This window comes from Chthonomonas sp. (genome assembly GCF_035294165.1).
In the GTDB taxonomy this organism is placed as follows: domain Bacteria; phylum Armatimonadota; class Chthonomonadetes; order Chthonomonadales; family Chthonomonadaceae; genus Chthonomonas.
Genome location: NZ_DATGLN010000059.1, coordinates 18,839 through 41,840, shown reverse-complemented (window position 1 = coordinate 41,840; position 23,002 = coordinate 18,839). Strand labels below are relative to the sequence as shown.

Sequence of the window (23,002 nt, the reverse complement as noted above, 5' to 3'; positions counted from 1 at the left end):
AAACTCCCCACATACTTCTGACTGCTGCTCCCCGCCTGACCACTCCGTACCATACCGTATACATCGTACTTTTGGACTGCCTCTATGCAAAGCGCAAATGTTTATACTGTTGCTTCAACAAAAACCACCCTATTTCCTTCTGCAGCTATGCTTTTTATCATAAAATCAGTTGCTAAAGGTCTTGTTCACCTGTCTTGCATTCATTAACCGAGCGCTCGCCTGGAGGCTCCCTTAGAGGAAGGGATGTTTCTAGATAAAAACGCTGATATGGTTGTAACAAGGTGTTGATTTCCTCTGGTGCAGCAGCAGGAACGACCAGCCCTATCTTCCTTTTCTCTCTATGCCAAAACCATTCCACATAGGCCTCCATCGCTTGGCGACAGAGGCGAACCCGTCCGGCTAAATCGCTTTGAGGATAGGCTCGTATCCACTCCGCTCGTCGAGGCCCCACCCAGTCTTTAGCCCCAAAGGGCAAGTTGCTAACAAGCTTCAACTGGAATTGTTCTAGAAAGCCTTCCAACGGGGCAGGATCCCCTTCTGGATTATCCCCTTCCTGTTCTAGCAGCGCCAACACCTGCAGGGTTACGGGGAACCATAGCTCATAGAAACAACCCTTTAACGCAAGATAATACAGATTTGCACGTGCTTGTGAGGAGAGAGCGCGTAGGGTAAAGTTAGGTTGGTTCAGATGTTGGAGCAGAATAAGACGCCTATCTTGAAACCACTCTATCAGGGAATCCTCTACAGCACCGTTCTTAGCGTTTACTCGCATGTACAGTCCACAACTGACCATAAATAGAAACATCCTGCACTCTATGTCTGCATCATACTTGCCTGAGATAGCTGTATGGGTAGTAGTTTATAGCAACATTGTTCGGCTTCTTTACGTACTGCCTCTTCCAAAACAGTGAAGCGCAGACTTGCCAGTCGGTAGAAAAAATAGTTTGCTATGCGCCTATCCTGACCTCCTAGCTGACACATCCCTCGCAAAACAGTTACAACGAACTCCGTCTTTTGACCATAACATGCGAATAAGGCAATCTTTTCAATAAAATACCAAATCCCATCTGAAGGGAGGACTCTCAGGGTTCCTACCCCATCCCGTAAAGATATATTGCTCAATTAAAGTCCACCATTGCCGCCTTCCCTCAACCCCTGTACAATATCGTAAGGCCACCAGTGCTGTGGCCAAAATATCTTGCTGCTTCTCCAATGCACCCCGCTCAAGGCTTCTTTGAAGTTCGCCACAGAGCGCTAGCAGATCATCTTGTGTTTTCTTCCAACCCATCCATATCGTGCCTACGACGCAACATAAAGCCACTAGCACAAGTAATCTTAGTAGCCATGCCTTTGGCAGATCGAGAAAATGCTGGAATACTCCCCCAGGTGCTCAGTCAAACCAAGAAAAAACACGAACTCCAATACGACCGCCAACAATGTTTTCTGAATACGCTGATCGAATCGCTTAGCGTAGCTTCGTGCAAAGACCGTAACTTCCGCTTCATCTGATTGTGGAGCGACTGCTTTATCCGGCAGGCTGCTCTCGGCTACTTCCGTACGGAATTCAGATTGAGGAAGAAACAGTTGTTCCCTACGTGGATACGATAGCAATGGGGAAAGTGCCAGCGCTCCGCCCAGATGGGTTCGGTAATAGGAAGACGGCGGGCTTTTCCTACAAGACCTCGCACGGTTAGTCCGTCGGAGGAAAGTTTAACTACTGTCCCAATCGCGTTAGGGAGACGTAAGGCTAGGTAACAGGGGATGATAAGCGAGAAAGCAAGGCATAATAATCCTAATTTGTCGCCATATTGCCTAGTCGCTCCATGTTGTGGCGACCAAGATAAGTCGCCTAAAGGCAGTAAGAGCGTCAGTAACCCCAAGACGATCAGGAAACACAAAGCGATTAGAAACAAGTAAGCGAGTCTGCGTTGACCTGGATAGTGCACAGGGCTTCTCCTTTCGTCAGCTCATTAGTGCTGCAAATGCATCGTCTGCGAGCGCATGCACATTAAATGCTGTCCCACACACGGCTGCGCCCCCACCGCCTAACGTGTTCCCGTCCACATCGTTGACGTAACCGCCTACATTCCGACGTACCAAAGCCGACTGCCATCGTATTTGGCGTGTTGCTTTACGGCTTGATAAGCTGCCTTGTGATGCAAGTTGACAATCGGTTTTGATTGTAGACGGATGAGAACAGGAAAGCGTTTCGGCAAGTTGCCTCGCTTGCAGGCTTGAACCAGAGGGCTATCTCTCCAAGTCTCTGCAGGAAATGAGATGCCTTTCAACGAAATAGAGCTAAAATTTTCCCAGAATGAGAGGTAACCATGGAACCTTTTTGGGGACCTGCGCTCCATAACATCTTTCTGCTGTCTCACGCCAAAACGCGCTCGATAAGCGCGGAAAACCCCACCGGAGAAAAAGGTAAGGGGGGCATGGCCACGGAAGGAGCCGGCGCACGTGCCGCACGAGACTTGGGACAAGGCTGGAAAGTCTCGCCCTGCATCACCCTTCCGGCTCGAACCACCGTAACCCTTGCCGAAATTCAAGGCCCCGGCACCCTCCAACATATTTGGAACACGGTGCACCCGGACTGGTGGCGTCGCCTCGTTTTTCGCGCCTACTGGGATGACGAACCCACCCCCTCCATCGAAACCCCCCTCGGCGACTTCTTTTGCAATGGCTGGTGCCGACGCTGTAATGTGAACTCGCTTCCTATCGCCGTGAACCCCGCCGGCGGCTTCAACTCCTACTGGCCGATGCCGTTTCGCCGGTCAGCCCGAATCACCATCGAAAACCTATGGGATGAAGATTGCCATGGCTATTACTACCAGATTACCTATGCCCTCACGGAGGTTCCTGAGGAGGCAGGGTACCTTCATGCCCAGTTCCGCCGATCAAACCCCCTTCCCTATAAACAGGTTCATACCCTGCTCGACGGCGTTCAGGGACAGGGGCACTATGTGGGCACCTACCTGGCCTGGCAGGTCAACAATAACGGCTGGTGGGGTGAAGGCGAAATGAAGTTCTACCTCGATGGCGACGGCGACTTTGCTACTATTGTCGGAACGGGCACAGAGGACTATTTCGGCGGGGCCTGGAATTTTGAACACCCCCCCGGACAGTATGGGGTTTACTCCACTCCCTTCCTCGGAATGCCCCAGGTGATCATGGCCGGAGAAGGCGGTATGTACCAGTCGCAGCAGCGCCACGGAATGTACCGATGGCACATTCCCGACCCCATTCGCTTTGAAAACGACATCCGTGTCACCATTCAAGCGCTTGGGTGGCGCAGTGGAGGCCGCTATCTTCCTCTACAAGACGATATCTCCTCCACCGTGTGGTGGTATCAGCGAGAACCTCACGCACCATTCCCACCTCTACCCGACCGTGATGGCCTAGAAGTGATTTAAGCCAACATGGGCGAGGGGCGATGACACCGCAGGCTTATCCGTTCCGTATTCTCAAACAAAGCTGCGGTGTTTTGAAAGGAGCAGGCCATGCTGCCGCAACAAAAAAAGAGGGCGCTTGCTTTGGGGCTGCTGTTGATTGGCCTACTTGCCACCATCAACGCCTTTTCTCAGCCTACCAACTTCTCACAAGACCCCCTCGCCCGCGCGCTTCAACGCCAGGATGTATTTGTAGGCCGTACCCGCCGCGCCGATGTGGATGCCCAAACACTTCGGGAGGTCGTGCGTAACGCCCCCGGTGATATGCCGGTTAAGATCGCCGTGCTTTCCCGATTGCCGAATCAGGCCCGGGCGTTTGGCACGCGAGATGCCTATACCCATGCGCTTCACGCTTGGTTGAAGCTAGGTCGTGGGCTGCTCGTTATCGAAACCAAACAAGGTATCTCCGCCAGCTCATCGGCTCTTTCAGGCACACAGATAAAGACGGTGCTGCGGCAGCACCTTTCTGAGCTTCAAACGAACCCCACTCAGGGCCTGAAGGATGTGGTCGAAACCCTCATCCAAACGGCGGAGGCAACCTCAACCGCCTCTCCTCAACCGACAGCAGCCCCGCCCTCACCGACATTCGGAGGAACCGCCATGCCCATGCCAGAACCGCCATCTTTCGGCTTTCCGGTAGATGTTTTTGGCATTTTTGCCTTGCCGATGATCATCTTTATCATACTGGCGATCTTCATGGTGATTGCAGCCCTGATCGCCTCTGCTACAAAGCGAAATCGCATAAAGACCGCCATTAAACAGCGCTTAGAACGGCTGCATCGTCAAATTGTGGAGAATATCTCCTATGCCGATAACTATCTCGACCTTCTCCCGGCCTCTTCGGCGGCTCAGGCGGCCAAAGAGGCGCGCCAGCGTGCCGCCGAGCTAGATGCGCAAGCCGTACAGCTTCTGCGCACCTCACCAAACCCGCAAGATTGGGGGCGTGCCGAGGCGCTTTTGCAAGAGGCGCTGCAACAGGTTCAGCTCTGCAGACAACAGATTGACGTGGCAACGGGAGGTACGGGCGTGGTCATGGCCGTAGAGGGCACGGACTATCGGGTTACGCCGGCCAATGCCCCCTCTAAAGCCGCTCCCATAGCGACCCTAACGCCTCCCGATGAGATTCCGCCCGAAGAGAGAGCCGTCTGTTTCTTCTGCTCACGACCGGCTCGCCTCTCGGAGTTGACGCCCATCACCATTGCCATAGAGGGCAAGCGTCGTAAAGTGCTTGCCTGTGCCGAGGATGTACGCATCGTTCAACAGGGCGCTGTTCCCCAAATCCGGACGGTATCGGTGGGGGGAAAAGCTATGCCTTGGTACGCCGCGCCGCATTACGACCCCTATCGCGACTACTACGCCCCCACCGTCTCCTACGCTCCCGTATACGCCTCAGACGGTGGGTTCTTCGAGGGCTTTCTCCTCGGTTCGCTGCTCTCTCCACCCGATCCTATTCCCTATCCGGTCTTTGTAGACCCCATAGAGGTTGCTCCACCGGCGCAGATGTTTGAGCCGATCTTTCCCGATACCACCTTCACGGACTCGGTAACGTTGGATACCGGTGGCGTAGATTTCAGCGGCAACGACGCCACGGATACGGGCAGCATAGATACAGGCGGCGTAGACTTCGGAGCCGGCCCCGATGTTAGCACCGATACCGGTGGCGTGGACTTCGGCAACGATACGGGAGGTGTGGATTTCGGCAGCGATACCGGCGGCGCCGATTTCGGAGGGGATAGCGGCGGCTCGGACTTCGGTGGGAGCGACTTTTAACTTCCTCTAAGGAGCAGACACCCATGCCTTGGCCTTTCTTTACCACGTCGGTGGCACGACGACGTTTTTTGGGAGGGGGCTTTCTGGCCTACCTTTTGCGTTTTCGGCAAAAAGAGAACGGCTCGCCATCACCCCCTTCTCTGAGTGCGTCAGGGCCGCCTCTTCATGCGCATATGCAACTCGGCAACCCGCCCCTACAGCCGCTCGATACCATGATCCTTTTTGAACGTGGCGACAACAATAACGGCCGCGCCGAGACCCACGAAGTGCTCTCGCTGATCCATCAAGAAAAAGGAGCACGCTCCTACCCTTGGACGCTCTACGCCAGTCTAGAGACGCACCACACAGAAGGCGATGCCTGCGTGGTCTGCTCACGCTTGCACAAATACGGGCCGGGATGGTCTACGGGACTACATTCAGAAGTGTTCACCCACTCCCGTGCTGTGGTCATCGGTTGCAACATCGAAGTGAGCAACCACTATCAAGGAACGGAGGCCACCTTAGCGATCGGGCTAAATATTCAGGCCAAAGGCCCCCAAAAAGCCCAATATGGTATTCAGATTCACGATGGAGGTGGGGGTTTTGAGCGAGGTATTGGGCTAAACGGTTCTGGAGCCATCGGTTTAGACCTCGGTGGGAAATTCGACGTGGGTGTGCACGCCCACCAAAACCCCATTCGTCTGAGCGAGGGCACCTGTATTGAGCTGGAGGATACGGGCACGATTCGCCTGAGATACCTCAAAGGGCGCATTGAGTTTTTAAAGGGTGACCGCTGTTTCGCCCATATAGATGTGGATGGCCCCGACCACGCGCTTTAGCGACCCCAGGCGTCGGAATTTGTGAGGTTTAAGAACGGTATTTATTATATGGAAGAACCAGATTCGGCGTTTGCTCTTCGGTGTGCACGCCCTAAGCAACTTGACAGACGGCCTCGATTCGGCGTAAAATGAAAATGGCTGTGCGGGAGTAGTTCAGTGGTAGAACGTCAGCTTCCCAAGCTGAATGTCGCGAGTTCGAGTCTCGTCTCCCGCTCTAGGGCGTCGGTAGTCCGGCGTCTACAGACGAGGGGCCGTACCCAAGTGGCTAAGGGAGCGGTCTGCAAAACCGCGATTCACCAGTTCGATTCTGGTCGGCCCCTTTTCCGTGCTTTCCATCTTACAGGCTCTCGCATCGAAATGTCACACACCCATCGGCATCGCCTCTAAGCCCCCGTTTCGTTTCAGCGCTCGCACTCAAATTCAGGTATCCTACGACTGCATCATTTTCTACAAGGGAAGAGGAGGGAATGCCCCATATTACCGTTATTGGAGACAATGAAAAAAGTTTCGAGGTTCCCAGCGGCACAAAGTTGGTTTTGGCCTTAGAAGACAACGGCGTGCCCATGCTGCACCGTTGCGGTGGACAGGCACGCTGTACCACCTGTCGCGTGGAGATCGTAGAGGGCACACCGCCTCCAATGGGCGAGAAAGAGCGGACGGCCCTTATGAAAGAGCCTGGCCTTATCGAACGCTATCGGCTTTCGTGCCAGATTAGAGTAGAGAGCGATCTTACCGTGCGCATTCCGCCAAGGCCGCCACATCTTGAGGGAGTAAGCCCCGGCCCCCGCCCGCGCCCCTAAACCGCCTGCTGATTGCAAGCAGACTGCGTCTTCGCTTGGCTAACCCCGATTTTGGAGAGCATATCGGCCCGTTTGTTCTGCTCACGTGGTACCGATGTGAGTGTGGCCTCCTTAAACTGCCCCATGAGCAACCGCGCCTGCTGGTAGAGCGGCCAAAGATGGGCTGTTTTTACCTGATAGGTGCCCTCGATCTGCCGCGCCATCAGCTCGCTATCGGTAAAGATGCGGATGCGCTCGCAACCCAGCGCCCGCGCCTCCTCAAGCGCCCGAATAAGCGCGTGGTATTCGGCCACATTGTTCGTCGTGCAGCCAAGAGGCTCGGCTATTTCGCGCAGTGTGTTGCCATTGTCATCTAACAGCACCACTCCTAAGCCTGCCGGGCCGGGGTTGCCCTTCGCCGCCCCATCCACATATGCCGTGCATACTTTATGAACCACCGCTCTCTCCTTAATCCTCCGGCACATAGAGAATACGCCCACAGTTGTCGCAATAGACAAACGTTTCGTAGCGGCGCGCTCGGTCTACCGTGTTGGTCGGCAGCGTGAGGTGGCAGGCCGTGCAGATACCGTTGATAACGGCAGCCACCGCCACGCCCTCCTTCGTTTCCCTCAGACGCTCGTAGGTGCGTAAGAGGTTGGATGGCACCTTCGCTAGCGCCTCCTTACGCGCCTCCGCAAGCTCTTGCGACTCGGACTTCATTCGAGTGGCCGCCGTGTTGAAAGCATCTATTTTAGATTGCAGTTGTTTGGCCGCAACAGAAAGCGACTGTCGGGCCTGTTTTTCTTCGGTGCGTCGCTGCTCCAAAGCCTCCATCAGCATCAGAACTTTCTCGTCGAGGCGCGATCTCTGCCGGCCTAAAGCCTCCACTTCGGCCTCTAGAGCCTGCAGTTCACGCGGAGAACGCACGGCACCGCTCTTCAATCGCGCCTCTTCACGCGCCCGCTTGCTCTCGACCCCCTTCAACTCTAGCTCGGCGTCGCGCAGTTCGGTCTCCAACTTCTTTACGGTCTCCTGAAGTGTAGAAAATGCCGCTTTCGCCTCCTCATACGCTTTGCGCTCGGCCTCCCCACGATCTAACCGAGCGTATTCTCTGCGTAGGTCGGCTATCGCGTTGTCAATCTCCTGTAGGCGATACAAGGCTTCCAATTCAGTTTGAATTCCCATGCCAGCTTGCTTTTATCCTCTCCAAAACTTGCCTCATCTATCCTTCTCTATGATTCTTGCATAGATTCGACGCTGGAGGCATCGCATCCTGCAGCCCCTTCAAGATATAATGAAACCATGCCTTCCAACATACCGAACCTACATGCTAACCGATCGTTTCTGCGCTGGCTCATCGTGGGCGTTTTGCTCATCGCAGGTGCCACAGGCGCCCTATGGTATAATGAACATCGCGCAATAAGCTGGAAAGATACGCTTGATCCGTTCTACTGGTGGCGTCGCTGGCATAACGAAGACCTCTACCTGCCTCAGCAAGACCTGCTGCTTCACGGAAACCACCAACTGCCGGAGGTAGCCCTCACCTTTGACGACGGCCCCCACCCCCAAAGCCTGCCTTCCATTCTAGCCACTCTTCAGCGTTTCCATGTGCACGCCACCTTCTTCGACGTAGGAGAGAATATGGCGGCCTACCCAAACCTAGTGCGCGAGACGCTTGCAGAGGGCAATGAGATCGGCAACCACACAAGCACCCACCTACGTCTCCCGCGTCTCTCCCCCCTCGAACGGCATCATGAGATCAACGATGCCGACATCACTTTCTGTCGTATCACCGGTCAACATCTCTATCTGTTGCGCCCACCGGGGATGGACTACAACGATAGGGTGCTTGCAGATGCGAAACGGATGGGCTATATCGTGGTGGGCTACACCGTAGGCGCCAAAGACTTCGTCACCGACGAGTCCGTATCTTTTATCGTACATCGAACGCTTAACCGCCTAGAGAACGGCAGCATTCTCTTGCTGCACGACTATCCGGATACGGCACGTGCCCTTCCCACTATTCTGAAGGGCCTGGCCAAGAAAGGCTATCGCGTCGTTACCATTTCGGAGATGATAGCACACTTGCCGCTTAAGCCGCGCCTTGCAGCGGTTCAGTTTCTGCGGCAACAAGGCGATCCCTATTTTGGCCCTGAGGTTGCCTCGTGTGGAACCGATTCGGCGCCACAGAGTGTCGTAAAAGTACGTACTAAGAAGGAATACAAGGTTTCGCAGTCGAATTAAGCGGGCAATAGAATTCGGTTAACGGAGAACCTATTTGGAGGGATAAACGTCTGTGCAAGTATGGGATGGAGACATGGCTGCCACACTTCATACAGGAGAAAGAGCCGTGAAGTTGCAGACGCGCGGTAGCCTTGTGGGGCGCGTTTTAGGAGTGCTTGTGTTTCTGGGTGGCGTTGGGCTGCTCGGTTGGGTCTTTTATATTGCTTACGGGCTTTTTACCGCACCGGCTTCGGCGGCGCTTGATCTACACTTCACCGGTAACCCCAAAACCGATCCCACTCTGGCTCTCATCGCAGCGCGTTTTGGATGGTTGCTGTTCCGTGTGGTTCTGCTTATGATTATGGCCTTCGCCGGATCGCTCATCACCCAAAAGGGTATTAACCTCTTCCTCTGTTCCGGTCATCACGGCAGCACAGAGACGCCATCCGAACGCTAGGGCGATGGCAAATTCGGGCGCAAAGGTTTGCGTTTTCAGCCCATCGCTAGGTAGAATGAAACAGACAAAAGCCGGTTCGGTTTTTTGTCGCTATTTTGCTTTGGAAAGGGAGTCTCTTAATGTTGCCTGCTGAAACCTCCGAGCGCCTCGAAAACCCCCCGATCACAACAGCATCCGCCTTCGAGGCTGTTCGTGCAACTGATCCCGCTCTGTACGATCTCATCCTGCGCGAAGTGCAGCGCCAAACCGAGATCGTGCGTCTCATTCCTTCGGAAAACTACACATCGGCAGCTGTTATGCAGGCGATGGCCACCCCCTTTTGCAACAAATATTCGGAGGGCTATCCGGGGAAACGCTATTACGAAGGCAACGAGATCATAGATGCCGTAGAAGAGCTGGCACGTGAGCGCCTAAAACAGCTATTTAAAGCAGACCACGCTAACGTGCAGCCGCTGAGTGGCTCGCCGGCCAATCAGGCAGCCTATCTCGCCCTTATGCGCCCCGGCGACAGCGTGCTCGGAATGCACCTTCCAAGCGGCGGCCATCTCACCCATGGGTGGAACGTCAACTTCAGCGGGATGCTCTATAAGTCTCATTTCTACGGATACAACGAAGAACAGGGTGTTAGGGGCATGGACCCCGAAACGGGAATGCTGGACTATGACGAGATACTTGCCATTGCGAAGCGCGTGCGTCCCAAGGTGATCTTTGCGGGGGGCACAGCCTATCCACGCTACTGGGACTTTGCCCGATTCCGCGCCATTGCCGACGAGGTGGATGCCTATCTCGTGGCCGACATCGCGCACATCAACGGCCTCATTATCGGCGGCGTGCACCCAGACCCCGTTCCCTACGCGCATGTGGTTACCTCCACCTCGCATAAAGCGATTCGCGGGCCGCGAGGCGGTTTCATCCTGTGTAAAGACGAGCCGATGAAAGACGATCCGTCGCAACGCCTGCCCGATCGCATAGACAAAGCCGTTTTCCCCGGTCTTCAGGGCGGCCCGCATGGGAACACCATGGCGGCGCTCGCCGTCTGCTTTGCGGAGGCAGCTACCGAGGAGTTTCGTGCCTACGCACACCAGATTGTAAAGAACGCTAAGGCGCTTGCACAAGCCCTGCTAGATAGGGGCTTTGTACTGGTAACGGGCGGCACGGATAACCATCTTATCCTCATAGATGTTATGCGCTCTCGTAAAATTCCCGGCAAACCCTTTGCCAAGGCGCTCTATATGGCGGGCATCGAAACCAACTTTAACTCGGTGCCGAACGACCCACGCAAGCCCTTCTCCCCCTCCGGGCTGCGCATCGGCACCCCCGCCGTTACCACCCGGGGGTTCAAGGAAGAGCAGATGGTGCAGATCGCGGATTGGATGGATCGCGTGGCGGCCGCCTGCACGAAAGTGGGAGGAGAGTATCGCTTCGACGAGGCCAAACTACGAGAGGTTCGCGAGGAGGTGCGTGCCCTCTGCACCGGTGGGAATTTCCCCGTGCCGGGGATTGATATATAACAAAGGCGACGTAAAGTGAACGCGGAAGGGTTTCCCCTTCCGCGTTTTCTTTTCTGAGAGCACTGGGATTCGAACCCAGGACCCACGCCTTAAAAGGGCGTTGCTCTACCACCTGAGCTATGCTCTCAAGGCTCGCAGTTTTTGGATTGTACCCTTTGAACTCGTCATCTGTCAATAAGCCCCATTAAATTCCTCCTGTTTCGAATCATATCCTAAAGAAAAAGAGCACGACTGCCGAAAACTAACTGTTTTTGGGCGTTGTTGGGGCGAGTTTTTGGCCGTAGAAAGGACGCAAGAAAAAAATTTTTCTGGATTTTCCCCAAAATGGCCGCTTTACGTGTAAATTTGGCACGGAAATTGCATTAAGGTTTAGTGAGAGCGTATCGAACAGAACTAGATAGCGTGCGGAGGAAAGTTTAGGATGGGAGTAATGAGTCGAAACAATGCCTCGCCTTTCGTTGCAGTTCAAGAGGAACGCGCGGAATTGACAGAGAGCCAAAAAGCCCGGTCTTACGCTTTTCGACCCTCTTATGAGCAAGAGACCTACCGCTTTGCCAAGGACTATGTAGATCCGCGTTTCCCCTGCAAAGAGGTGCCTTACGCACGCCTAAAGCGCACCTTCGATATCGTCGTTGCCTTACTAGCGCTCATCCTTTTCTCGCCTATCATGCTGCTTGCAGCGCTTCTCATTCGCCTTACCTCACCGGGACCCATCATTTTCCGACAGGTGCGCGTCGGCAAAGGCGGGCGCTACTTCTGGTGCTATAAGTTCCGCTCGATGTGCGTAGATGCGGAACAGAAGAAACAGCAATTGCTGCACCTGAATGAGGCCAACGGCCCCGTGTTCAAGATGAAACGCGACCCTCGGGTGACCCCCGTAGGCGCTATTTTACGTAAGCTTAGCATTGACGAACTACCGCAACTTATCAATGTGCTCAAAGGCGATATGTCCATTGTAGGCCCACGCCCTCCCATCCCTAGCGAGGTTGAACAGTACGACGACTATGCCCGCCAACGTCTGGCCGTTCTTCCCGGCCTCACCTGTCTCTGGCAGGTGAGCGGACGCAGCAACATCAGCTTTGAGCGCTGGGTTGAGCTTGACCTACTCTACATTGAAACCATGTCCTTCCTTACCGACGTGAAAATTCTGCTGCAAACCATTCCCGCCGTTCTCACCGGCTCCGGCGCCCACTAGTTGCCCCTCTTCTACCCACTCAGCCCTCTGCCTCTTTAGGCAAGAGGGCTTTTGAGTTTTATGTACCACAACGCTATCTGCAAATAGCCGTTATCTTCCCGCCCCACGCAGTGATGCCCGCCACCTATACAGAAAAGAACGGTTTTCACCTATTATTGGGGTATAATATTTCTACTCGGAAGCTGAGCCCCGAGTGGAAAGCCGCACGCCTCTTCTCAGCCGGCTAACATCTAGGGGCGCAACCGAGTACTGTTGAGTATGCATCGTTCCCCTGCAAACTGCTGTAGGAGCCGATGTAGTGGATATAGAGAGGGAAAAACACCTTTATGAATTGGAACTTCGCGGGACAGGAGGCGCTCGCCTTCGTCTTCTACTTCCTCTATGGAAGCTTCTTCGAGTGGGCGTTTCATAAGTATCTGTTCCATTCGCCACGCTTCGTTAAAAGCACGTTCCGTGCGCATCAGCTCATTCACCATCAACGCTACAAATATGAGCCTGACTCCTACGAGTGGCAAGAGGGCCAAGAGAAAGACCATGTGGCCATGAACTGGTTTGCTCTTGTGCTCTTCCTGGCCTTCCATGCACCTCTGTTTTGGGCGGTTCAAGCGCTTACGGGCTGGCAAAGTTTGTGGGGTGGGCTGGCGGCCGTCACTACCTACTACGCCATCTACGAGTACTTCCACTACTGCATGCACATCCCAGGTAATCGCTGGTTTGAAAATCGCTGGCCCTTCACTTTTGTGAAAGAGCACCATCGCATTCACCACAAATACATGCTGAAGAACCTCAACGTGTTCTTCCCCCTGGCCGATGCTTGCTTGGGCACTTTCGTAAGCGCTTCAAGCCTTCAGAAAACACGTGCGAAAGTGGAGTCGAACCTCCAAGAGAGCCACATCGCAAGTTAACTTCTTTTCTGCCTGTAAGCCAGAACCCTTAGGTCGTTTACGATCTAAGGGGTTTTTGGTTTATAGGCCAATCAAGGCTAGGAGCAGAGTTCCGCAAGCTGTTGGACAGTAGGAGTGGTTTGCAAATCGCTGACAGGTATGTGCGCCAATGTTGTTTGGGTAGGCCTTGTCCTATCCCTCTATTTGGGTATGGTTTGAACAACGGTCATGTTCTGTTTGTTGCGCGGATCGGAAGTGAAGTAGTTTTGAGAGAGGGATCCGCGCACTTGCATGAGAGAATGTGTTATAATATAAGTGTTGACTTCCTCGGAAAAGGGTTGTATGTGGCCCTTATTTTGAGAGTAAGTTGACGTGGCACCGGCGTTTCGGCGTCGGTGAGGATTGAAACACCACCATCTCGGAAGAGATGGTGGTATGCTTGGTAGTGGCACCGGCGTTTCGGCGTCGGTGAGGATTGAAACCTTGCCTGGATTTGATCGATCAAACTATCCTTGAGGGTGATATGGAGCGTTTCGGCGTCGGTGAGGATTGAAACCTTGCCTGGATGCTCGCTCATTGCTTGATCGGGGTGGCACCGGCGTTTCGGCGTCAAGGCCGACGCCCTCCCCCTCAGTGAGGATTGAAACAAACAAAATAGCAGGAAACGAAAATGGCCTTGTGGAAGTTTGTCGTCAGCTACACTTAAGGAGGGCAACCTTATGACGGATTTGCAGGAGCTTCATCCTTTTCGCGATTCCAGCGACCTCTTGCTCAACCCAGAGGCTTTGCAGCGCCAAATGCAGGAGGAGGGCTATCTGTACCTCTCTTCTCTGCTGCCTAAGGACGTGGTGCATGAAGTCTATGCCATCATCATCGAGCTATGCCAGACCTACGGATGGGCCGATCAACAAGGCTTTGCCCAAGGTTCGGCGCGTTTAGAGGGCAGCGACGCCTGGTGGGAAGTCTACGACCCACTCCAAAAACAGGAGAGTTTTCATGCGCTCCCGCATCGCCCCGAACTCCTACAGCTTATGGAAGCCCTCGTTGGAGAAACCGTGCTTGTTCATCCCCGTAACATCGCGCGCATTGTGTTTCCTGCCACCGAGTTCTTCAGCACACCTCCCCATCAGGATTACCCGCTCATTCAAGGAACACCAGAAACCTACACGGCCTGGATTCCCCTTACCGACTGCCCTGTGGAGTTAGGGGTCTTGGCGGTTCTGGCAGGCTCGCATCGTTTCGGGCTTATGCCCGTCTATTCGGCAACGGGGCCGGGAGGGCTGCGTGTAGATACGGAAAAGCTGAACCTCACCTGGCATGCCAGCGACATGCAAGCGGGCGATGTGCTGATCTTTCATAGCTATACCGTCCATCGCGCCCTGCCGAATCGCACCCACAACCGTCTGCGCATATCGAGCGACTATCGTTACCAGGGCGCTTCCCAACCGATAGTGGAAGATTCGTTGATGCCCCACTATGGGCGGTTAAGCTGGGAGCAGATATACGAAGGCTGGCAGAACGAGGATTTCAAGTACTACTGGCGCCGTTACCGCTTAAATATTGTGCCGCGCAACTTCGCTCTACAAACACCGGTGGCTTAAAAGAGAACCTGGTCGCCGGCTATCTCCTCCACACGTGCCTCACCAACGGTGTAGAAAGAGCCGGTAACGAGAATGAGGTCGCCGGCACGAGAGTCGTCTAACGCGGCTTGCAGAGCGTCCCGCACGGTGGGGTGGATGGTCACCGACGGACAGTAGCGCCGTGCGACCTCGGCCACCTGCTCTTTAGGCAGAGCGCGCTTCCAGTCGGGTTGCGAACAGTAGACGTGAGCGGCCTTAGCAGCGAAGAGAGAAAGCACCTCATCGGGGTCATGACCGCTTAACATGCCGGTCACGAAGAGGATGCGCTTGAGATTTTCGCGTCGGTAAATGGCGTCCACAGGCCCTAACAGCGCCTGGGCCGCCATGCCGTTATGCGCGCCGTCCCGCACCAAAACACGCTGATTGGTCAGTTTGGTTACCTCCATCCGCCCCGGAAGGGTGCAGCGTGCCAAGCCTCTTCGTACGGCCTCTTCGTCAAGTTGAACTCCCTGACGCAAAAGCGCACTCTCCACAGCGGCCACTGCACAGGCGGCATTCGCGCGTTGATAGATGCCGTCCATTCGCACCTCTAGTTCTGTATAGAGACGGGTCGGTGTCGCAATGGTTACACGGGCCGTCTCTTTTTCTAAATCGGACGCCCCCTCGGAGACCTCCAACTGCCAAATCACTCGAGTGGGATCGTAAGTGGGCTGTGTGGCTTTTCCGGACAAAACACGTGCCAGGGGCGCCTCCTTCTGAAGGGCTGTGCGTTGAATGACCTCTAAAGCGTCAGGATGATCGGTGGCGGTGAAACAGGGTATGCCGCACTTAATAATGCCTGCCTTCTCGGCGGCGATTTTGGCATGGGTGTCGCCTAAAATATGCATGTGATCGAGACCGATGTTGGTGATCACCGTGGCGTCGGGTTGTACAATGTTGGTGGCATCCAAACGCCCTCCCAAACCAACTTCTACACAGGCCCAATCCACTTTCTGCTCCGCAAAATAGCAGAACCCGAGCGCCGTTTTTAGCTCGAACTCGGTAGTTTGGCCGTGTGGACTGCAGGCCAGCTCCTCGATATAAGGGCGTATGTGGGTGACCAACCGCGCGAAATCCTCGCGAGGAATCTTCTCGCCGTTCAAAATCACGCGCTCGCATGGGTCGTACACATAGGGCGAGTAGTAACCGCCAACACGATAACCGGCCTCCTGTAAAATAGCTGCAGCCATCGCGGTGGTCGAGCCTTTGCCTTTTGTGCCCGTTATGTGGATTACACGGTAGCGCCGATGCGGATTCCCCAAACGTTCGCACAAAGCCTCAAAACGGTCAAGCCCCAACTTCCATCCGAACCGCAGGAGGCTCGACATGTAGGCTATTGCCTCTTCAAAATCCATCCATTCTCCTCCAAAATCTGGCCGTCCAAAGTGCCGCTTAACATCTTACCCGACGGATGCACCTCCATACCAACTAGCCCTCATCACCATGTGGCCTAGTCCCTCATATAGGCGGAAGAAGGGCTGCATGATGCTGTATAGCTCTTAATGTTTTCTTAATGGAAATTTAACATCAATTTAACCTGGAGCGTCTTATAATGATTCTCGTGGAAGGCACCGTAAGGTGGTTGCCCACAAAAAAACTCTCTTATGGAGTAAAGGAGAAGACACGATGAGACGACTCGCTCGCGGATTTACCCTCATTGAGCTGCTTGTGGTTATCGCGATAATAGCGATACTGGCAGCGATTCTGTTCCCCGTTTTTGCGCAAGCGCGCGAAAAGGCGCGTGCCATCACCTGCATTAGCAACCTCCGCCAAATCGGCACCGCCACCATCATGTACACACAAGACTATGATGAGACCATGCCGATGGTCTCGCACGTTAAACTTCCTGGAGGTATTAAGACTCCAACCAACCCTAACGGGCTGATCACCCAAGATTACTACGTTATCCTACAGCCTTACATTAAGAACGTAGATATGTTCTACTGCCCTGACCGTAGCGATTGGCCTCTTAGAAGCAACGGTAAGCCTCGATGTGAAGATGGAGAGAACCCGCGCCATATCTGTCTCGGCTACGGCTATAACCAAGGCCTGGTAAGCGATGGTGGGTACGGCGTGGTAGGCCCCGACCAACCAGACCCCGGTAACCCTGGCAACTCCTACCGCCCGGGAAGAAAAATAGCCGAGTTTACCACCCCAGCCTCCCTAGCGGTTTTTGGCGACTCTTATGATACGCCCACCTATTCTATCACTACAGACAACATCTTCAGCACCCTGCCGGATGGGTTTAGCACAAGCAACATCCGCCATATGCAAATGCTCGGCTTCTGCTTCGCCGACGGCCACGCCAAAACCATTAAGTTTGTAGCTGCCGAGTACAGTGGCTTTGGGCTTGTCGGTCTGCCGGCCAATAAGCAGGATGCTTTTGACTTCTGCTATAGCCCCGACGCCGTAGGCAACTACGCCATCGGCGGCAATACGCCCGTCTTCCCAAGCTATCCCCTTCAGAGCGATGGGGAAACCTGCGCTCAAGCCGTGGATGATCTTTACTCTCACTCAACGGTTAACCCTTAAGGGAGGCAACGCCATGACACAAAAAAATAGATTGCGCGCGCTGTTGTTGTTATCCACGCTCCTCTGCTGCGGCTGTGGTCACTCTGCCGACATTCCTCAAGGCATGCGCACCACACCGGCACTGAGCAGCAGCACTCTCAACACGATGACAGCACGCCGGCAAGCCATTATCCAGCGAAACAAAGACAAGTAAACGACAGTCTATCTTTTGGTTGGAAACAAGCAGGGCCAACCCTGCTTGTTTCTCTTCTTCTCATCCTTCTTAAAATCCACCTATCCAGAAAGGGTTTTTTAGCTATGCATCGCCACTTTCGCACGCTCTGCAAACTCACCGCACTCGGTGCAGGCCTTGGTTGGCTCCTCCCCAAGCCCATTCACACGGCGGCCAAAGACACATCGCCTCTCGTTGCTCAACCGCCTATGGAAGTCCCCAACAGCTCAGGTGGCTTCGACTACATGCTCTTTGATGCGCGAGGCAACCGTGTCTACGCTTCCCATCCGGGCGCCGGCCGTCTTACCATGCTTTCCGTTAAAGACAATCGCATCACCGAGTACGACACCGATGGAAGGGTCAACGGCATCGCCATTGACTACAGCGGCAATCGTTTCTACGCGGCAGGAGGTAACCAAAAAGTTGTTATTTTCGACTACAAAACCATGAACAAACTCGGTGAGATACCGCTCCCTGGTAACGCCGACGATATCGTGTTCGACCCGGATAACCGCACCCTCTATGTAACCCATGATGACGGTACCGAGTTGTGGACGGTAGATGTCGATCATCAGAAAGTGACCGGCAACATCGCCATCGCCGGCGCCCCAGAGTATATCGAGTACGATGCAAAAACACATCGGCTTTACCAAAATATCAAAACGGCCAATGAGGTGCAGGTCATAGACCCGGTAACAAACACGGTGGTGGCCACATGGTCTACCGAGCCGGTGGAGTCGCCACACGGCCTGGCATTAGATGCTAGGCGGGGCTGGCTTTTCTTTTCCGGTGAGGGAAAAGCCGGGGTGATAGATATAAAAACGGGAAAGCTTATCTCCTCTGTTAGCTTTGGCTCCGGCTATGTAGACCAGATCGCGTTCGATGCCGGCCTAAAGCGACTCTACTGTGCCTGTGGCAACGGCTATTTGGCCGTGCTTCAAGAGACCAGCACCGGACTGAAGCTGCTTGGCAACGTGGAAGACCATCGTGGCTCTCACACGCTTGCGGTAGACCCACATACCCACACCGTGTGGGTTTGCTATGGCGATAGTACACACAGCTACCTGCAGGCGTTTCACGCCGAGTGAACTAACATCAGGCTGTTGCCTTCTAAGAACCACCATCGGAGCGGTTTATAGGCCGCTCCTCTTTCACTTTTTCAAGTTTTAAAGCAGGAGAGTTCGCGCTAAAAGACGAAACTGTTTTCTGTGCCTTCTAACTCCAAGATAACAAATATCGTCTCATCACCGTCTTTAGTAGCAGAGGGCACGTAGTGAGGAAAGGAGCGCAGAAGAGATGGTCTTTACAGGTGGCGAACTACCGAAAACGATGAGGGCTGTTCGCTGTCATGGCCCTGAAGATTATCGTTTAGAGGAAGTGCCGGTTCCCATGCCCGGCCCCGGTGAAGTTCTTGTGCGCGTGGAGGCATGCGGCATCTGTGCATCCGATGTCAAATGCTTCATCGGTGCGCCTCTCTTTTGGGGTGATGCCTTCCGTAAAGGGTACGTACAGGCGCCGGTTACCGCCGGCCATGAGTTCATCGGGCGGGTTGTTGCTTTGGGAGAAGGAGCTGCCGAGCGGCACGGCCTTAAAGTGGGCGATAGAGCTATTTCCGAACAGATCGTGCCCTGTGGCAACTGCCGTTACTGCCGCACCGGCCGCTACTGGCTTTGCCTCGTCCATGACATCTACGGATTCCATACCTACACGCAAGGAGGGATGGCCGAGTATATGCTCTTCCCTCAACGCGCCCTCGTCTACAAAGTGCCCGATGAGCTGCCGGTGGAAAAGGCGGCTCTCATCGAACCGCTTGCCTGCTCGATGCACGCCGTGGAGCGAGCGCAAATTCAGTTCGGCGATGTGGTGGTTATTGCCGGCGCCGGCCCGCTAGGCCTCGGCATGATCGCCTGCGCCCGCCTTAAGAACCCAGGATGCCTTATCTCTGTGGATAAAAGCGACCAACGTTTACTGCTGGCTCAAAACTTGGGTGCCGACCGCACCTTCAATCCGGATAAAACCGATGTGGTGCAGGAGATTCTTGATCTTACCGAAGGATATGGCTGCGATGTCTACATCGAAGCCACAGGCCATCCCGAGGCGGTGAACCAAGGCCTGCGTGCTATCCGCAAAGGAGGGAACTTTGTGGAGTTCTCCGTGATGAAAGAGCCAACCACCACCGACTGGACGATCATCGGCGACACCAAAGAGCTAAACATCTACGGCGCACACTTGGGGCCGGGTTGCTACCCCAAAGTCATTGACTACCTGCATCGGGGTTTGCTAAAAACAGACGGCATCGTGACGCATAAGTTGCCTTTGGAACGATACTTAGAAGGCTTTCGTATGGTGCAAGCAGGGCGCGACTCCATTAAAGTCCTCCTGCAACCACAGAACGGTGCGGAGTAACTTACCGTGTGCCCAGGGCGCCTTGGATGAACCTTTGTTAAGAGGTTGAGAGCGTGCCGTTTCAATTCACAACCTGGTTCTGGCTTCTCCTTCTGCCACCGCTTTACCTCTTCTTCGTGTGGCTCAGCCGCAACACGCTCTCCGATCTGCCTTCCCGTCGTCGGCGCCTCGCGTTGCTTGTGCGCTGCCTCCTTGTAACGCTTCTGATCTTAGCCCTCGCCGGCTTTCAGTGGGTACGAAGGGGGCATCGCCTGGCCGTCATCTTCGCCGTGGATAGCTCCCGCTCCATTCCTGCCGAGGACTTGGAATGGGCAAAGCAGTACCTTGCCAATGCGCAAAAGGGCATGCACGCTCAAGATTTGGCCGGCCTTATAACTTTTGCCAAGGAGCCGCACATTCAAGCGCTGCCCACGCACTCCTTTCCGACGAACTATCTGCAAGAGCCTGGCCCCACAGACGCCACCAACATCGCCGATGCCTTGCGCGAAGCGAAAGCGCTCCTTAACAGCATCCCAGGGAACCCCGGCAAGCGAATCGTGCTTCTCTCCGATGGGGATGAGACAAACGGCAACGCCCTCGGCACCCTATCCGAGTTGCAAGCCAATCATATCCTTCTGGATACGGTGGTGCTGCCCCATCATCTCAAGCAAGAGGCTTTGATAGAGCGCCTAGCGCTGCCCAGTCGCGTGAAGATCGGGGAGCCGTTTGCCGTGCGAGCCGTAGTGGAGAGCCTTACAACGCAACCGGCCACGCTCGTTCTTTTACGCAACGGCGAATTGGCCGCCCCTCAAAAGCATGTAACGCTTCACCCCGGCAAAAATCTTATCTCGTTTTCTCAAACCATTCCTCATCCGGGAACCTATCGCTACACCGTTACGCTGAATGCTCCCCAAGACACCTTCCCAGAAAACAACAAGGGGGAGGGCTTGGTATGGGTACGTGGTAAGCCAACCCTACTCTACGTGGCGGATAGCCCGGCCCTCACCGGCTTTCTGCAACAAACCCTTCGGAAAGAGAATATTGACGTTGCCTACGCGCCGCCTCAGGCCTTGCCGAATGATGCGGCCTCCTTAGAAGGCTTCGACAGCATTTTTCTCAGCAACGTTTCGGCCACCGAGTTGTCGGATACCCAAATGCGCGCCCTGCAAACGGCCTGTAGAGATTTCGGCATCGGCCTCGGAATGGTGGGTGGCGACCAGAGCTTCGGCGCCGGCTACTATCGGCATACGCCCATCGAGGAGGCGCTGCCGGTTAGCATGGATATCAAAAAGCAGAAGCGCCTGCCCTCTGTCGCCGTAGCGCTCGTGATCGAAGACCTCGAAATTCCCACCACGGTCAATATGTCCATCGAAGCCGCCAAAGCCGTTGTAGACCTGCTCGAACCCATCGATCAGCTAGGAGTCCTTGACTGCAATGGGTTCTATTTCGGTCAGACCACCAAAGGGCAAAGCCCGGCCGGCACCTGGCGCATCCCCATGCAGCACGTTACCGACCCAAACGCCATTAAAGCCCAAATGCAAGACCTCACCAATATGGGCGACCCGCCTAGCTATATTCCCTTCCTGCTAGAAGCCGCCCGTGTGCTTAACAACACCGATGCCAAAATCAAGCACATCATCTTTTTGGGAGATGGTGATGCCATCTACGAGGCGGACCAGAAACAGACCATAGCGGCCTTCAAAAAGGTTACCTCCGAGGGGATTACGGTATCTACCATCGCAACCGGTGCCGACGCCATGGGCAAGCGCTATATGGAAGCCATGGCCATTCTCGGACACGGTCAGGCCTACGTTGCCGACTCGCCGCAAGAACTGCCCCGACTGCTTCTGAAAGACCAAGAGACCATAAGTCAACCCCCTATTATCGAAGAGCCTTTCGACCCCGCTCCGGTAGATACCAGCGGTGCACTGAAGGGTATTGACTGGAGCAACGCACCGCCCCTTCTGGGCTACGACGTGGTTTCGCTTAAACCAACGGCGACTTTGGGACTGCTAGATGCCTCTCCAGGTCGTAACAACCCCATCTTCGCCAGTTGGCGCTATGGACTGGGACGTTCCGTGGCGTTTATGTCGGACGACCGGGCGCGTTGGGCGGCGCAGTGGCTTCATTGGCCGGGCTATGCCAAGTTCTGGGCACAAACGGTGCGCTGGACGATGCGTCCCTCCCCTGCCTACGACTACGACCTACAAACCACCCAAGAAAACGGTGTCGGGCACATCACGCTGGATGCGGTGGATACCCAAGGGCGCTTTGTAGATAATCTTAAAGTTCGAGCGCATATCGTTCCTCCTGATAACGGCAGCCCAACGCCTCCGAAGCCCTTCGATATTCCGCTGCGGCAAACAGCGCCCGGCCACTACGAGGGCACCTTCGACGCTCCGGACACAGGCACCTACGCTATCAATGTACTCTATAAAACACCGAGCAGTAGTCGGTTAGTCTCTATGCCCACCGATCTTGTGAACGCCTACCCCGCAGAATATCGAGACCTACACGCAAACGGCTACTTGCTCGGTCGGCTAGCGGAGCTTGGCCTAGGGCGTTTCAACCCGCCCGCGCAGGCCATTTTTGGCGCCGACCGGCCGGAGGAGGCCAGCCCGGTAGACCTCACCCTGCCGCTTCTGGCCACAGCTTTGCTGCTTTTACCGGTAGACATCGCCTTACGCCGTCTCGCCATAGATGCCAAAGAGTTTCAGCGTGCCTGGAACCGGCTGCGTGGGCGGAAAAAGCCTGCAGAAGATGCGGAAAGCAAGCGGCTTTCACGCCTTAAAAAGGCCAAACAGGCCGCTTTCAGCGAGCAACTGTCAACGGAGCAACGTGTCGTCCCCAACGAGGCTCCCCCTTCACAGCCGGTGTCACGCCTCTCCGGGGCGTTCTCCCGTCTTGAAGAGACGGCACCGCAGCCGCTAAGAGAAGAGCCAACTGTGCTTCTGAAAGAGCCGGAGGAGACCGAAGAAACGGCCTCTTCCACAGCAGAAGAGAGGGATGGGATTTCTCGACTTATGGCGGCTAAACGACGCGCCCGCTCTCAAGTGGAAACCCCAACGGAGACACATGACGACCTCAAGCCCCCCTAACTCCGCTCAGTCGCCTGCTTGACACAAACGGCCTGAATGAAGTATTATCCCTTTTGAATTCAACAACAGCA

The 23,002-nt window shown here is 54.8% G+C and carries 19 protein-coding genes and 3 tRNA genes; 17 read left to right on the top strand and 5 right to left on the bottom strand.

Features of this window, described 5'->3' with window-relative positions; genetic code table 11:
* Positions 1 to 172 precede the first annotated feature (172 nt).
* The gene (locus VKV29_RS02740; protein ID WP_324199766.1) at positions 173 to 793 is read right to left on the bottom strand and encodes a hypothetical protein; all 621 of its coding nucleotides are present in this window, start codon (positions 791 to 793) and stop codon (positions 173 to 175) included.
* A gap of 1,534 nt (positions 794 to 2,327) precedes the next feature.
* Between VKV29_RS02740 and VKV29_RS02735 the strand changes: the two genes are divergently transcribed.
* The 6 genes from VKV29_RS02735 (at position 2,328) to VKV29_RS02710 (ending at position 6,837) form a co-directional block, all read left to right on the top strand.
* On the top strand, positions 2,328 to 3,413 hold the full coding sequence (locus VKV29_RS02735; RefSeq protein WP_324199765.1) for a glycoside hydrolase family 172 protein: 1,086 nt from the start codon (positions 2,328 to 2,330) through the stop codon (positions 3,411 to 3,413).
* Positions 3,414 to 3,500: 87 nt separating this feature from the next.
* Complete coding sequence (locus VKV29_RS02730; protein ID WP_324199764.1) at positions 3,501 to 5,219, top strand: hypothetical protein; 1,719 nt, start codon at positions 3,501 to 3,503, stop codon at positions 5,217 to 5,219.
* Between the two features lie 23 nt (positions 5,220 to 5,242).
* Entirely contained in the window at positions 5,243 to 6,037 is a 795-nt protein-coding gene (locus VKV29_RS02725) for a hypothetical protein (protein ID WP_324199763.1), read from the top strand.
* A 142-nt stretch (positions 6,038 to 6,179) separates the two neighbouring features.
* A tRNA-Gly gene (locus VKV29_RS02720) sits at positions 6,180 to 6,251 on the top strand.
* A gap of 33 nt (positions 6,252 to 6,284) precedes the next feature.
* Positions 6,285 to 6,357: transfer RNA gene (locus tag VKV29_RS02715), tRNA-Cys, on the top strand.
* A gap of 147 nt (positions 6,358 to 6,504) precedes the next feature.
* Positions 6,505 to 6,837 (top strand): 2Fe-2S iron-sulfur cluster-binding protein, encoded by a 333-nt coding sequence (locus VKV29_RS02710; RefSeq protein WP_324199762.1) that lies wholly within the window; start codon positions 6,505 to 6,507, stop codon positions 6,835 to 6,837.
* Here the strand turns inward: VKV29_RS02710 and VKV29_RS02705 are convergent.
* Positions 6,834 to 7,274 carry a ribonuclease HI family protein gene (locus VKV29_RS02705; protein ID WP_324199761.1) on the bottom strand — a complete coding sequence of 147 codons (441 nt, stop codon included), beginning with the start codon at positions 7,272 to 7,274 and terminating at the stop codon, positions 6,834 to 6,836. The two genes, VKV29_RS02710 and VKV29_RS02705, sit on opposite strands and share 4 nt — an antisense overlap.
* A 10-nt stretch (positions 7,275 to 7,284) precedes the next feature.
* Entirely contained in the window at positions 7,285 to 8,001 is a 717-nt protein-coding gene (locus VKV29_RS02700) for a zinc ribbon domain-containing protein (protein WP_324199760.1), read from the bottom strand.
* A 117-nt stretch (positions 8,002 to 8,118) separates the two neighbouring features.
* Between VKV29_RS02700 and VKV29_RS02695 the strand changes: the two genes are divergently transcribed.
* The 3 genes from VKV29_RS02695 (at position 8,119) to glyA (ending at position 11,007) form a co-directional block, all read left to right on the top strand.
* Entirely contained in the window at positions 8,119 to 9,060 is a 942-nt protein-coding gene (locus VKV29_RS02695) for a polysaccharide deacetylase family protein (protein WP_324199759.1), read from the top strand.
* 106 nt (positions 9,061 to 9,166) lie between these two features.
* The gene (locus VKV29_RS02690; protein WP_324199758.1) at positions 9,167 to 9,496 is read left to right on the top strand and encodes a hypothetical protein; all 330 of its coding nucleotides are present in this window, start codon (positions 9,167 to 9,169) and stop codon (positions 9,494 to 9,496) included.
* A 119-nt stretch (positions 9,497 to 9,615) separates the two neighbouring features.
* Complete coding sequence (gene glyA / locus VKV29_RS02685) at positions 9,616 to 11,007, top strand: serine hydroxymethyltransferase (protein WP_324199757.1); 1,392 nt, start codon at positions 9,616 to 9,618, stop codon at positions 11,005 to 11,007.
* Positions 11,008 to 11,061: 54 nt separating this feature from the next.
* On the opposite strand, the gene VKV29_RS02680 is transcribed toward glyA, so the two are convergent.
* Positions 11,062 to 11,134: transfer RNA gene (locus VKV29_RS02680), tRNA-Lys, on the bottom strand.
* Positions 11,135 to 11,437: 303 nt separating this feature from the next.
* Between VKV29_RS02680 and VKV29_RS02675 the strand changes: the two genes are divergently transcribed.
* From VKV29_RS02675 to VKV29_RS02665, 3 genes are all read left to right on the top strand, one after another.
* Positions 11,438 to 12,202, top strand: coding sequence for a sugar transferase (locus tag VKV29_RS02675; RefSeq protein ID WP_324199756.1), 765 nt, complete (start codon positions 11,438 to 11,440; stop codon positions 12,200 to 12,202).
* Positions 12,203 to 12,528: 326 nt separating this feature from the next.
* A complete protein-coding gene (locus tag VKV29_RS02670) occupies positions 12,529 to 13,107 on the top strand; it encodes a hypothetical protein (RefSeq protein WP_324199755.1) in 579 nt (192 codons plus the stop codon).
* A gap of 698 nt (positions 13,108 to 13,805) precedes the next feature.
* On the top strand, positions 13,806 to 14,687 hold the full coding sequence (locus VKV29_RS02665; RefSeq protein WP_324199754.1) for a phytanoyl-CoA dioxygenase family protein: 882 nt from the start codon (positions 13,806 to 13,808) through the stop codon (positions 14,685 to 14,687).
* On the opposite strand, the gene VKV29_RS02660 is transcribed toward VKV29_RS02665, so the two are convergent.
* Positions 14,684 to 16,060 (bottom strand): folylpolyglutamate synthase/dihydrofolate synthase family protein, encoded by a 1,377-nt coding sequence (locus VKV29_RS02660; RefSeq protein WP_324199753.1) that lies wholly within the window; start codon positions 16,058 to 16,060, stop codon positions 14,684 to 14,686. The two genes, VKV29_RS02665 and VKV29_RS02660, sit on opposite strands and share 4 nt — an antisense overlap.
* Before the next feature lie 271 nt (positions 16,061 to 16,331).
* Here VKV29_RS02660 and VKV29_RS02655 point away from each other — a divergent pair, with 271 nt between their 5' ends.
* The 5 genes from VKV29_RS02655 to VKV29_RS02635 all read left to right on the top strand — a co-directional run bounded on the left by VKV29_RS02655 (position 16,332) and on the right by VKV29_RS02635 (position 22,931).
* Positions 16,332 to 17,237 carry a prepilin-type N-terminal cleavage/methylation domain-containing protein gene (locus tag VKV29_RS02655; RefSeq protein ID WP_324199752.1) on the top strand — a complete coding sequence of 302 codons (906 nt, stop codon included), beginning with the start codon at positions 16,332 to 16,334 and terminating at the stop codon, positions 17,235 to 17,237.
* 13 nt (positions 17,238 to 17,250) lie between these two features.
* Entirely contained in the window at positions 17,251 to 17,430 is a 180-nt protein-coding gene (locus VKV29_RS02650; protein WP_324199751.1) for a hypothetical protein, read from the top strand.
* A 104-nt stretch (positions 17,431 to 17,534) separates the two neighbouring features.
* Positions 17,535 to 18,536, top strand: coding sequence for a YncE family protein (locus tag VKV29_RS02645; protein WP_324199750.1), 1,002 nt, complete (start codon positions 17,535 to 17,537; stop codon positions 18,534 to 18,536).
* A 208-nt stretch (positions 18,537 to 18,744) separates the two neighbouring features.
* Positions 18,745 to 19,854 carry an alcohol dehydrogenase catalytic domain-containing protein gene (locus VKV29_RS02640; RefSeq protein WP_324199749.1) on the top strand — a complete coding sequence of 370 codons (1,110 nt, stop codon included), beginning with the start codon at positions 18,745 to 18,747 and terminating at the stop codon, positions 19,852 to 19,854.
* A gap of 53 nt (positions 19,855 to 19,907) precedes the next feature.
* Complete coding sequence (locus tag VKV29_RS02635; RefSeq protein WP_324199748.1) at positions 19,908 to 22,931, top strand: glutamine amidotransferase; 3,024 nt, start codon at positions 19,908 to 19,910, stop codon at positions 22,929 to 22,931.
* Positions 22,932 to 23,002: the final 71 nt, after the last annotated feature.

What these genes read in the sequence shown, in the direction of transcription:
- VKV29_RS02735 (WP_324199765.1), top strand. Translation starts at nt 2,328, where the DNA reads ATGGAACCTTTTTGGGGACCTGCGCTCCATAACATCTTTCTGCTGTCT.
- VKV29_RS02730 (WP_324199764.1), top strand. Translation starts at nt 3,501, where the DNA reads ATGCTGCCGCAACAAAAAAAGAGGGCGCTTGCTTTGGGGCTGCTGTTG.
- VKV29_RS02675 (WP_324199756.1), top strand. Translation starts at nt 11,438, where the DNA reads ATGAGTCGAAACAATGCCTCGCCTTTCGTTGCAGTTCAAGAGGAACGC.
- VKV29_RS02700 (WP_324199760.1), bottom strand. Translation starts at nt 8,001, where the DNA reads ATGGGAATTCAAACTGAATTGGAAGCCTTGTATCGCCTACAGGAGATT.
- VKV29_RS02655 (WP_324199752.1), top strand. Translation starts at nt 16,332, where the DNA reads ATGAGACGACTCGCTCGCGGATTTACCCTCATTGAGCTGCTTGTGGTT.
- VKV29_RS02670 (WP_324199755.1), top strand. Translation starts at nt 12,529, where the DNA reads ATGAATTGGAACTTCGCGGGACAGGAGGCGCTCGCCTTCGTCTTCTAC.
- VKV29_RS02645 (WP_324199750.1), top strand. Translation starts at nt 17,535, where the DNA reads ATGCATCGCCACTTTCGCACGCTCTGCAAACTCACCGCACTCGGTGCA.
- VKV29_RS02725 (WP_324199763.1), top strand. Translation starts at nt 5,243, where the DNA reads ATGCCTTGGCCTTTCTTTACCACGTCGGTGGCACGACGACGTTTTTTG.
- VKV29_RS02650 (WP_324199751.1), top strand. Translation starts at nt 17,251, where the DNA reads ATGACACAAAAAAATAGATTGCGCGCGCTGTTGTTGTTATCCACGCTC.
- VKV29_RS02665 (WP_324199754.1), top strand. Translation starts at nt 13,806, where the DNA reads ATGACGGATTTGCAGGAGCTTCATCCTTTTCGCGATTCCAGCGACCTC.
- VKV29_RS02740 (WP_324199766.1), bottom strand. Translation starts at nt 793, where the DNA reads ATGGTCAGTTGTGGACTGTACATGCGAGTAAACGCTAAGAACGGTGCT.
- glyA (WP_324199757.1), top strand. Translation starts at nt 9,616, where the DNA reads ATGTTGCCTGCTGAAACCTCCGAGCGCCTCGAAAACCCCCCGATCACA.
- VKV29_RS02710 (WP_324199762.1), top strand. Translation starts at nt 6,505, where the DNA reads ATGCCCCATATTACCGTTATTGGAGACAATGAAAAAAGTTTCGAGGTT.
- VKV29_RS02660 (WP_324199753.1), bottom strand. Translation starts at nt 16,060, where the DNA reads ATGGATTTTGAAGAGGCAATAGCCTACATGTCGAGCCTCCTGCGGTTC.
- VKV29_RS02695 (WP_324199759.1), top strand. Translation starts at nt 8,119, where the DNA reads ATGCCTTCCAACATACCGAACCTACATGCTAACCGATCGTTTCTGCGC.
- VKV29_RS02640 (WP_324199749.1), top strand. Translation starts at nt 18,745, where the DNA reads ATGGTCTTTACAGGTGGCGAACTACCGAAAACGATGAGGGCTGTTCGC.